The 6,253-nt window shown below is 45.5% G+C and carries 5 protein-coding genes and 2 pseudogenes; 5 read left to right on the top strand and 2 right to left on the bottom strand.

All coding sequences use genetic code 11. From position 1 onward, the window contains the following. Positions 1–110: pseudogene (locus SOHN41_RS20005) on the top strand (integrase core domain-containing protein); the annotation flags it as partial. A gap of 45 nt (positions 111–155) precedes the next feature. On the opposite strand, the gene SOHN41_RS00125 reads toward SOHN41_RS20005, so the two are convergent. Both SOHN41_RS00125 and SOHN41_RS00120 read right to left on the bottom strand, forming a co-directional pair. Continuing rightward, positions 156–1,187, bottom strand: coding sequence for a LacI family DNA-binding transcriptional regulator (locus SOHN41_RS00125; protein ID WP_037457665.1), 1,032 nt, complete (start codon positions 1,185–1,187; stop codon positions 156–158). 62 nt (positions 1,188–1,249) lie between these two features. After that, on the bottom strand, positions 1,250–1,714 hold the full coding sequence (locus SOHN41_RS00120) for an NlpC/P60 family protein (RefSeq protein ID WP_007644036.1): 465 nt from the start codon (positions 1,712–1,714) through the stop codon (positions 1,250–1,252). 484 nt (positions 1,715–2,198) lie between these two features. On the opposite strand from SOHN41_RS00120, the gene SOHN41_RS00115 reads away from it, so the two are divergent. The 4 genes and pseudogenes from SOHN41_RS00115 (at position 2,199) to SOHN41_RS00100 (ending at position 6,215) form a co-directional block, all read left to right on the top strand. Then, positions 2,199–2,819: a hypothetical protein gene (locus tag SOHN41_RS00115; RefSeq protein ID WP_007644034.1), complete on the top strand. Its 621-nt coding sequence runs from the start codon at positions 2,199–2,201 to the stop codon at positions 2,817–2,819. Between the two features lie 452 nt (positions 2,820–3,271). Then, entirely contained in the window at positions 3,272–4,195 is a 924-nt protein-coding gene (locus SOHN41_RS00110; protein WP_007644032.1) for a pirin family protein, read from the top strand. A gap of 287 nt (positions 4,196–4,482) precedes the next feature. Beyond that, a pseudogene (locus SOHN41_RS00105) lies at positions 4,483–5,525 on the top strand (sensor histidine kinase). Beyond that, complete coding sequence (locus tag SOHN41_RS00100) at positions 5,526–6,215, top strand: response regulator transcription factor (RefSeq protein ID WP_007644030.1); 690 nt, start codon at positions 5,526–5,528, stop codon at positions 6,213–6,215. Positions 6,216–6,253 lie beyond the last annotated feature (38 nt).

Raw genomic sequence — 6,253 nt, 5'->3', positions numbered from 1 at the left:
AAGGGAGGCGAGGAAAATGGTTGCAGAGTCGGTGGCGATATATAATCGCAAACGGCCGCATCTGGCCTTAAAAATACAAAACGCCCGATGAAGTACATCAGGCGTTTTAAAGGAAATAAGTGTCAACTTATTTCAGGACTAGACAAAATGAGATGCTAACAGCTCTTACCGAGGCGCAGTTCATAGCCTAAAACTTCTGCATGCACGGCACCAGCAACAAACATTTGCGCCGCCGTTCGCCCCTTCTGCTCTGAGTATTGGTAGACGGTCGTTAACGGCGGATTTGAACGTGTGCCTTCATCTATGCCATCAAAGCCCACGACTCGCACATCTTCGGGAACCTTCAGCCCCATGGCCTGCGCCTCACCGAGTACACTCAAGGCAATTAAGTCACTCATGCATAGAAATACATTCGGGCGCGGAGTCGAGTTCAGTGCCTCTTTTGCCGCTATCGCCGCATAATCGGCATTGCTCTCGGGGATATTCCAAATCCTATCCTGCCCTAGTACAACGCCAGCTTCTTCAATCGCTTGCAAATAACCCTGCAATCGTTGGTGGGCAATAGACATATCTATCTCGAGCAAATTCAAGTCATACACGCGGCAAGTTAAGTGGGTATCGAGCAAACGTAACCCCAAAATGGCCACATTGTCCGCGGGTGAATGCAATGCCAGTTTCGCCACTTCATAGGCGGCTAACTTATTGTCTATGCTCACAGAAGCATTGCGGTGGATATCAAAATCGACTGTGACGACCTTCTTTTTAACCCGCTTTAACTGCTCGGCCAACAGCGCATTGCGCGGGCGACCATAACAAATAAAACCATCCACAAAGTCGGCCACCGCATTTACGCTGTCTGAGCTGCCCGAAAACAGTAGCAAATTGAGCTTTTCTTGCTCCAAGACGGACGCGACACCCTTCATAAATTTACTGGCGACGGGATCGGACACCATATATTCCACACTGTCCGACAGTACCAAGGCGACTGTATCAAACTTGCCCTTGCGTAAGGATTGAGCCGCTTTATTTGGCCCAAAATAGCCGAGCTTAGTGCAAGCCGCTAAAATTTCGTTGCGACGTTTTTCCGATAATTGGTCGGGACGATTAAACGCGTTAGAAACTGTGGCATTAGAGACACCCAACTCGTTGGCTATGCTCTTTAGGGTCCAGTGTTTTGTTGTTGTCATGCTTATATCCTGGATATCGAATAGGGCCACAAAAATACGGCTCAGCGCAAATAGTACACGACTTAAATTCGTCGCGCATTCCAATACTTAGACGCCCAATAACTATTGAGCAAGCTTGAAATTTTCACCCCTTGGCTAGTGGAAACATGGAGAAAATTATCGTCTCCCACATAGATACCGACATGGTGCGTGCTCCAACCCGTTTTGAAAAACACTAAGTCGCCCTTACGCAATTGGTTGCGGGACACGGGCTTCCCTAGGGCTTGTTGTTCCTCAACCGTACGCGGTAGAGTCATGCCCAGCATTTTTTGGTAAGCGACCGATACAAAGGCTGAGCAATCGATCCCTTTTTTAGTGCCGCCGCCCAAACGATAGGGCACGCCGCGCCACTCGGAATGCAGTTCGGCGATATTGCCATCGTTCCACACGGAGATGGGTTCAACTTGCTTTAGCACAGGCTTAGGTTCTGGCGCGCTAGCACAAGCGCCAAGACCTAAGGCTAAGATAACTATCAGTAATCTCTTCATAAACGTCACACTCATCAAGGGCTGGTTTTACATTAACGTAATTTGACGTTTTTATCAGGTAAATTTGGTGCGGATAGAGCACAAAAACGACACAATAGTCCTCCTAAATAATTGCGCCTAATTATACCCAGAACGCGTCTCCTATGTGTTGAGAGCCACCCTGTTCCTATCTATCAAATAATTTACAATTCTGAACTATTATTTAGCCTAAAAGCTAAAAATTTGAAATTGGTTACATGATTTATATTTAAAATTGATCGTTATGCATCAATTCATTACAATTTCCCCCATAAATATAAGGATGTTACGTTTGCACTTCTTTATATTTTGACTAGTTGATAAATGGATTTAGCCAACCATTAATAGAACAAAATTTGTTCACCCATATTAGATGGTTAATCCAACTTGATTATTTTCTTCAATTAAAATCTGTTCTATCCCACATAAAACTGGGCAAATCGAACCTTAATATAAGGATTATATTGTGTTCAAAAATACAGCAAAATGCTTCGCTATTCTATCTGTGTTATTACTTTCAGGTTGTGCACAAATCTTAACCGCGGAACAATCAGCCCCTGAGATCAATTTCAGCACAACCGAAAAACCACTCACTATTGCGGTTATTGATAAGCGTGAATACGTAGTAAATAATGATAAAAAGCCAGCATTTGAAGGACTAATCAGAAGTGCTTTAGGTATTCCTTACTCTTATAATACCCCCACAAATGAAGCCATGTCTGTCTATTTAACAAACAGGCTCTTAGCGGGATTTGGTAAAAGAGGGATTAAAGCCGAATCGGTTGAAACCTCACCGAATATGAGTATAGACAGCACAGTCACTCAAGTGAGCAAGAATGGTAGTAAATCAATTATTTTTGTATTACATGAATGGAAATATGACTACCACACCTTATCTGATAATTCTTGGTACAACCTTGACCTGATGATTCTCGATGAAAATGGCAATCAGAAGCTTGTTAAAAACTTTACGGGTGAAAATGATATCCCCGGTGGTGCAATAGTAAACGAAATGCAGCTTATTTATAAACAACGCTTCGAAACAATATTTAAAGATCCTGAAGTCATTCAAGCATTAAATTTATAGATTTGGTTTGAGGTTTAATAAAAATCCGAAGCTATTTGACTTCGGATTTTTTGTTTAATGGTTAGCTAAAGAGAAAAGCTGAGTTTGTCTCTACGCCGGTTCTGCAGTCATGCTCACTAAGCACGGGATAGAAGTCGCGTCATCCATATCAATAAGAAATCTATGCGGCCTGACAACATGCCCACGGGAATGCCAAACCGAGGGCCAAATAGAATATCACCAGAAACATACACGCCGGCTCAGTGCATATTCACGTTTAGATTGGGTTAACTAAATTTATCCAAGGGCGATTCGAATAACCCAGTTACACCTGGCCATACCCTGCATCAATTTGCAAAATCCACCGGAATACACGAAGCTAAAACCTTCGACGCGAATGCAATAGGATCTAAACCCTTTTTGCATCCCAGACTAACACTCTGAGTGTCCTAGCAAAGGAATAGGGAGCGAATATGAGCGAACAACAAGCACAGTTTTATGGTGGCCCGAAGGAATGCCCCATTGAAAATGGCCGCATTCAAGTCCAACGTATTGCCCCAAAAATCAGTGATGTCGGCGGTATTCCCGTGGCACGGGCAATACCACAAAAAGAGCGTCGTCTTATCGGCCCTTGGTGCTTCCTCGACCATATTGGCCCAGTCACCGACGGCCCACTGATGAATGTCGGCCCGCATCCGCACATTGGCCTACAAACCTTTACTTGGATGCTCGAAGGCGAAATCATGCACAGGGACAGCCTAGGTAGCGCCCAAGTGATCCGCCCAAAACAAGTTAATTTAATGACGGCTGGATATGGCATAGCCCATACCGAAGAGTCAGTCCCGGGCCATCCCACTATGCACGCGGCGCAGCTATGGATTGCCCTGCCGCTGGAGCACAAAGATGCCACTCCGAGATTCGATCATTATCCCGAGTTACCGACCTGGCGCGAGACGGGCGTCGACTTCACCCTACTAATTGGCAGTTGGCAGCATAAGCAGGCACCCACATTGCACTTTTCACCCATTGTTGCCATGGATTTATTTGCCGCAGAAGACACAGAGCTAACCCTACACCTCAACCCTAGCTTCGAATATGGGCTTATGCCGCTCGAAGGCAAATTCCAAATCGAGGACGCAAGCTTCGATAATAACGATCTCGCTTATCTGGGGATGTTGCGTGAAACCGTCACGGTAAAACTCGCAGCAGCTTGTCGCATATTGCTGATTGGCGGCGCACCACTGGCTGATCCTGTCAGTATTTGGTGGAACTTTGTCGGCCATAGCAAAGCAGAAATCGCCAAAGCCCAAGCCGATTGGGAAGCCGAAGATAAGCGCTTTGATACTGTCCCCGGCTATGTTGGCAAACGTTTAATATCGCCGCCAATCCCTTGGTGATCGACTGTATTCTTAGCGAGTTGCTAGCGAGAACGGTTACATAAAAGATCCCTAAAATAAAGAGTGCGTTAGCATCAATCCGCTAACGCCTCCCATTTGGCTTCGCGTATAAGACGATATGCTGAGCCAAATGTTTCCTGCCATATTCAGGTAAACGCCCCCATATCAACATCCGCAGATTTAAGATAAGCCTCTCACTCGATTATAAATTTTACGACTTTTTTACGCGCTATCTAAAAATGCCTTTGTTAGAGTAACGCTAATTTCGGCAAGGCTCTATTCATTCCATGACATTTGCAAAGACAGTTTCAATAGCCCAATACTGGCGCTCGCAGCCCACTTTTTTTACTGGCACAGTGTTGGTGACAGCCATTTTTAGCAGTTTTTTCATTGATCACTTTTTAGGCTCAACGATTGCTGTACTACTGATTTTGCAGCTTGCAGTGGTACTTATAGCGTTGCAATGTAACGCTAACTTCGCCTATTTCTCCGCCGTGTACGAGGCTGCCAGTTACAACTTTTTATTCACCACGCCACGCTATTCGCTACAGATGTTCAATCTTGAGGATATTCTTAACTTAGTCGTGTTTCTCATCGTGGCCCTCACCACCAGCAAATTGGCTGAACACTATCGTCGTCAGCAAGATGAGCTTAAACAGGCAAACTTAAGAAACAGTATTTTGCTCTCTGTCTCCCATGATTTACGTACACCGCTCGCCACCATTATTGGCACTCTAACCACCTTGAAAGAATACCAGTCCAAGCTAAGTGAATCGCAAAAAGATGAGCTTATAGATAGTGCAGCAACCGAGAGCCACCGCCTACACCAATATATTGAAAACCTATTACAGGCCACTAAGCTACAGCACGGCGCCCTGAAATTCAGTTTGGATGAGGACTCCATCACCCATGTATTACATCAGGCTATTGCTCGCGTCCCCACTACCCAACCTCGGATTGTCGTCGAGAGCCAACCCAACCTTCCCACGGTGATGATCAGCAGTTCATTGATTGAACAGGCTATTTTTAATATACTGGACAATGCACTGCGTTACTCACCCCAAGATAAAAAGATCACGGTTAAAGTATATCGACACGAAGAGATGCTGCGGCTGGATATCCAAGATCGGGGGTGTGGCATAGTACCCGCAGGGAAGCCGTTTTTGATCTCTTTTATAGCCAACATCCCTCTACGGATGGCGGGGCTGGCCTAGGGCTCGCCGTCGCTAAAGGCATCATTACCGCCCATGGCGGCCAGATCAGTGCCGAACCCGTGGCAAAGGGCAGCCTTATCCGCATTGCTCTACCGATTAACAAGGTCGAGAAATAAATGCCATACAAAATCTTGGTCGTGGATGATGAAGCCCAAATCCACACTTTTATGCGGATCTCCCTAGAAGCTGAAGGCTTTGAATATATTGGCGCATTATCCATTGCATCGGCTTTAGCACAATATAAATCACAGCAACCACACCTACTCGTACTCGACCTTGGCCTCCCCGATGGCGATGGTATTGAGCTACTGCAAACCCTGCGTCCGAAGGACAAAATTCCCGTATTAGTCTTAAGCGCCCGCGATCAAGAGGAAGAAAAAATCCGCCTATTGGAAGCTGGCGCCAATGACTATCTTAGTAAGCCCTTTGGGATCAGAGAGTTAATTGCCCGCATTAAGGTCTTACTCCGCGATCTCGTGGACGAGCCCATGGCAACGGATTTACTCCACTTTGGCCCACTTAAACTGCAAAAAAGTACCCACCAGCTATGGCTAGAACAGCAAGAAATTGCCCTAACCAAAAAAGAATTCGCCTTGATGGAAACCTTAATGTCCCACCCGGGCAAACTAGTCACACAAACCGAATTACTGCGCAATATCTGGGGTAAAACCCATCAGGAAGATAGCCATTATTTGCGGATCTTAGTGAGCCAGTTACGTAAAAAACTCAATGATAGCAACGAGCAGCAACTGATTAAGACAGAAGCTGGTTTAGGCTACCGCTTAACAAGCACACATCACGACTAAGCGTTTTGATACCACCAAACAAACATAAAGGACATGGA

Source organism: Shewanella sp. HN-41 (genome assembly GCF_000217915.1).
Classification (GTDB): Bacteria; Pseudomonadota; Gammaproteobacteria; order Enterobacterales; family Shewanellaceae; genus Shewanella.
Note: the sequence above shows the minus strand (reverse complement) of the source record. Positions and strands in the feature narration are given on the sequence as shown.